Raw genomic sequence first — 3,802 nt, 5'->3', positions numbered from 1 at the left:
ATCGTCGGTCAGGCCCTGGGCTTGCCCGCGCCCATGGCCCTGATGGCGACGATGAGCGTGGTCACGATCGGCCACGGTGCTGATCTTCGGCAAGGCGATCTGGGACCCGGTGGCCCTGGCCGGCGACATCGGCGGCGTTGCGGTGCTGACGGCCTGCTGATCATCAGCCTCGACACGGTGTCCTGCAACATCGCCCGCCAATCTGGTCGGGCCGGCCTATGACTTCTCGTCCCTGTGGCCCAAGCGGATTTCCTACCGCACGGGCGGCTACATCACCGCCGCGATCGGGGCGCTGATCATGCCGTGGAAGCTGTTGGAGAGCACCCAGGGCTACATCTTCGTCTGGCTGACCGGCTATGGCGCCCTTCTGGGACCGGTGGCCGGCATCATGATCGCTGACTACTGGCTGCTGCGTCGGACGAGGCTGTCGCTGGAGGCGCTCTATGACCGCCAGGAATCTACACCTATACGCGCGGCTGGAATCTGGCGGCGTTGGCGGCCTTCATCCTGGGCGTCGCGCCCAACCTGCCGGCTTCCTGCACGCCGCCGCGCCCCAGCGCCTTCGCCGAGGTCGGCGCGCTGTGGCAGGGGCTTTACGCCTATGCCTGGTTCGTCGGCGCCCTGATCGCGAGCGTGGTCTATCTGCTGGCCATGCGCTGGGGCGGCGGGGCGGCGGCGTCCCGATCATGAACTTTTAGACACTTGCGTAAGGGCCAGAGCGCCGGGCCTGTTGTCGGTCAAATCCGGGGCGAGGGGGCTCGCCTGTTTCCGTTTTCGCTGAGGGGAAGCCATCCATGATCCGTGCTCTCGCCGCCACCGCGTCGCTGCTGACCCTGCTGACCTGACCGCCGTACCGGCCATCGCCCAGCCGGCCAAAGCCGTGCCGGCGGCCTCGGCCAAGCTGGCCGTCGCGCCCCTGAACTATACCAGCCGCACCCTGGCCAATGGGCTAAAGGTCTATGCCATCCCCGACGCGGCCACCGCCAATGTGACGGTGCAGGTCTGGTACAATGTCGGCTCCAAGGACGATCCCGAAGGCCGCTCGGGCTTCGCCCACCTGTTCGAGCACATCCTGTCGCGCAAGACGCGCAACATGCCGCTGGGCACCATGAACAAGCTGACCGAGGACATCGGCGGCAACCGCAACGCCTCCACCGGCCAGGACTTCACCAACTATTACGAGCTGGTGCCCGCCCAGTATCTGGAGACCATGCTGTGGACCCATGCCGAGCGCATGGCCCGGCCAGTGGTCGACGAGGCGGTGTTCAAGGCCGAGCGGGAGATCGTCAAGGAAGAGCTGCGCCAGCGCGTGCTGTCCACGCCCTATGGCCGCCTGCAGCGTTTCGTGCTCGCCGACAACGCCTTCGACAACCATCCCTATCGCCGGCCCGGCATCGGCAGCATCGAGCAGCTGAACAGCGCCACCATCGAGGACGCCCGCGCCTTTCACGAGGCCTTCTATGGCCCCGACACCGCCACCCTGATCGTGGCCGGCAATTTCGATCAGGCGCAGTTGGACAAATGGGTCGACCAGTATTTCGCGGCCATTCCCAAGCGGGTCCATCCGGGGCCGGTGCGCAAGGTGGTGATCGATCCGCCGACCACCAAACCGCGCACGGTCACGGCCTATGCGCCGAACGTGCCGCTGCCGGCCATTACCTGGACCTATCGCATTCCCAAGCTGGACCATCCCGACAGCGCCGCCCTGACGGTTCTGGACACCGTGATGGCGACTGGCGAGTCGTCGCGGCTCTACAAGGCGCTGGTCTATGACAAGCAGCTGGCCAGCCAGGCCGCCACCATCGGCGGCGCCCAGGAGGAGGCCGGTTCGGTGGGGCCTTTCCTGGTCCTGGCCAGCGGCAAGAAGATCGAGGACGCCGAAGCGGCCCTGGCCGTCGAGATGGCGCGCCTGCGCGACGAGCCGATCACCGTCGCCGAGCTGGCCGAGGCCCGCAACGAGCTGATCGCCGACGACTTGCGCTCGCGCGAGACCGCCAACGGCAAGGCCTTCCTGCTGGGCCGCGCCCTGACCTCGACCGGCGACCCGACCTTCCCCGACCGCTTCACCGCCGCGATCCAGGCCGTGACCGTCGCCGATGTCCAGCGGGTGGCGCGGAAATACTTCCCTGACAGCGCCAAGGTGGCGATCCGCTATCTGGACGAGTCGCAACGTCCGGCGGGCGAGGCCGACGCCTGGGCCAATCCGGTCCCGATGCCGAAATTCGCCAGCGTCGAGCCGGCGCGCCTGCCGCCCAACGAGCTGGCCCCCGAGGGCGAGCGCCAGGCCCCACCGGCTCCGGCCGCCGCCCGCCCGGTGGCCCCGCCGGTGATCGCCCAGAAGACGCTGGCCAATGGCCTCAAGGTCATCGCCGCCCGCTCCAGCGACGTGCCGATCGCGACCCTGACCCTGGTGGTCGCGGGCGGGGCCTCGGTCGATCCCGCCAACCGGGCGGGCGTCGCCGACATGACCGCCGGCCTGCTGACCCAGGGCACCACCACCCGCTCGGCGCCCCAGATCGCCAGCGGCATCGAGGCCTTGGGCGCCGCGATCGGCGGCGGGGCGGGGCCTGACGGCGCTTCGCTGTTCGTCTCGGCGCCGGCCGGCAATCTCGACGCCGCCGGCGCGATCCTGGCCGACGTGGCCCTGCACCCGGCCTTTGCGGCCGAGGAGCTGGAGCGGCGGCGGAAACAGTCGCTGGACGGCCTGGCCGTGGCCCTCAAGCAACCGGGACCGCTGTCGAGCCTGGCGGCCAACCGCGTGCTCTACGGCGCGGCGCCCTATGGCGCGCCGGCCTCGGGCGGCGTGTCGTCGCTGAAGGCCATGACCCGCGACGACCTCGTGCGCCATCACCAGACCTGGTGGCGGCCCGACAACACCACCCTGATCATCTCGGGCGGCCTGAAGGAGGCCGAGGCCTTCGCCCTGGCCGAGCGGCTGTTCGGCGGCTGGAAAGGCGAGGGCGCCAAGACGGCTCTGCCGGCCGACCGGTCAGGCCCGGCGCCCGCGCCACGGGTGGTGGTCATCGACCTGCCAGGCTCCGGCCAGGCCTCGGTCGTTGCGGCCCAGCGCGCCGTGCCCCGCGCCGACCCGGCCTATTATCCACTGTCGTTGGGCAATGCGATCCTCGGCGGCGGCTCGAACGGGCGGCTGTTCCAGGAGGTGCGAGCCAAGCGCGGCCTCAGCTACGGCGCCTACAGCGCCATCGCCTCGCGCCATGACGAGGGCCTGCTGACCGCCTCGGCCCAGACCAAGAACGAGTCGGCCGTCGAGGTGGCCAAGCTGTTCGTCGCCGAGATCGACCGCATCGGCCGCGAGCCCGTGACGGCCGGCGACCTCGAACGCCGCAAGGCCTTCCTGACCGGGGCCTTCGCCCGTCAGGTCGAGACCAGCGCCGGCGTCGGCGCCGTCCTGGGCGGCTTCACCCTGCAGGGCGTGCCCCTGGCCGAACTGGACCGCTATGTCCCCGCCATCAACGCCGTGACGGTCGAACAGGTGGCCAGGGCGGTGCAGACCGAAACCCCGGTCAGCCAGACCAGCCTGATCATCGCCGGCGACGCCAAGCTGTTCCTTGAGGCGCTGAAGGGCGTCTATCCGAACGTCGAGGTGATCCCGGCGGCGGCGTTGAACCTGGATAGCCCGACGCTGCGATAGGAGGCGGGTTCGCAGATCCTCCCCCACTAGGGGGAGGATCTCTGCCGCCAGTTCAGCCAAGCCTCTTGCCTCATCCGCAAAAAGTCGCATCTAGGCGGCATGCGTAAGTTCAATTCCGCCGACCCTGCTTTCCCCGACCTGTTCAAGGCG

Annotated in this window: 1 protein-coding gene and 2 pseudogenes; all 3 read left to right on the top strand. The window is 69.4% G+C overall.

Translation table 11 applies throughout. From position 1 onward, the window contains the following. A pseudogene (locus tag CSW58_RS15385) lies at positions 1-222 on the top strand (hypothetical protein); the annotation flags it as partial. Next, positions 203-690: pseudogene (locus CSW58_RS15380) on the top strand (cytosine permease). The pseudogenes CSW58_RS15385 and CSW58_RS15380, both read left to right, overlap by 20 nt. 190 nt (positions 691-880) lie before the next feature. Then, positions 881-3,652: a pitrilysin family protein gene (locus CSW58_RS11770; RefSeq protein ID WP_236627804.1), complete on the top strand. Its 2,772-nt coding sequence runs from the start codon at positions 881-883 to the stop codon at positions 3,650-3,652. Positions 3,653-3,802: the final 150 nt, after the last annotated feature.

This window comes from Caulobacter sp. B11 (genome assembly GCF_002737765.1).
Lineage (GTDB): Bacteria > Pseudomonadota > Alphaproteobacteria > Caulobacterales > Caulobacteraceae > Caulobacter.
The sequence above is the reverse complement of the archived record's forward strand: the minus strand, read 5'-3'. Positions and strand labels throughout refer to the sequence as shown.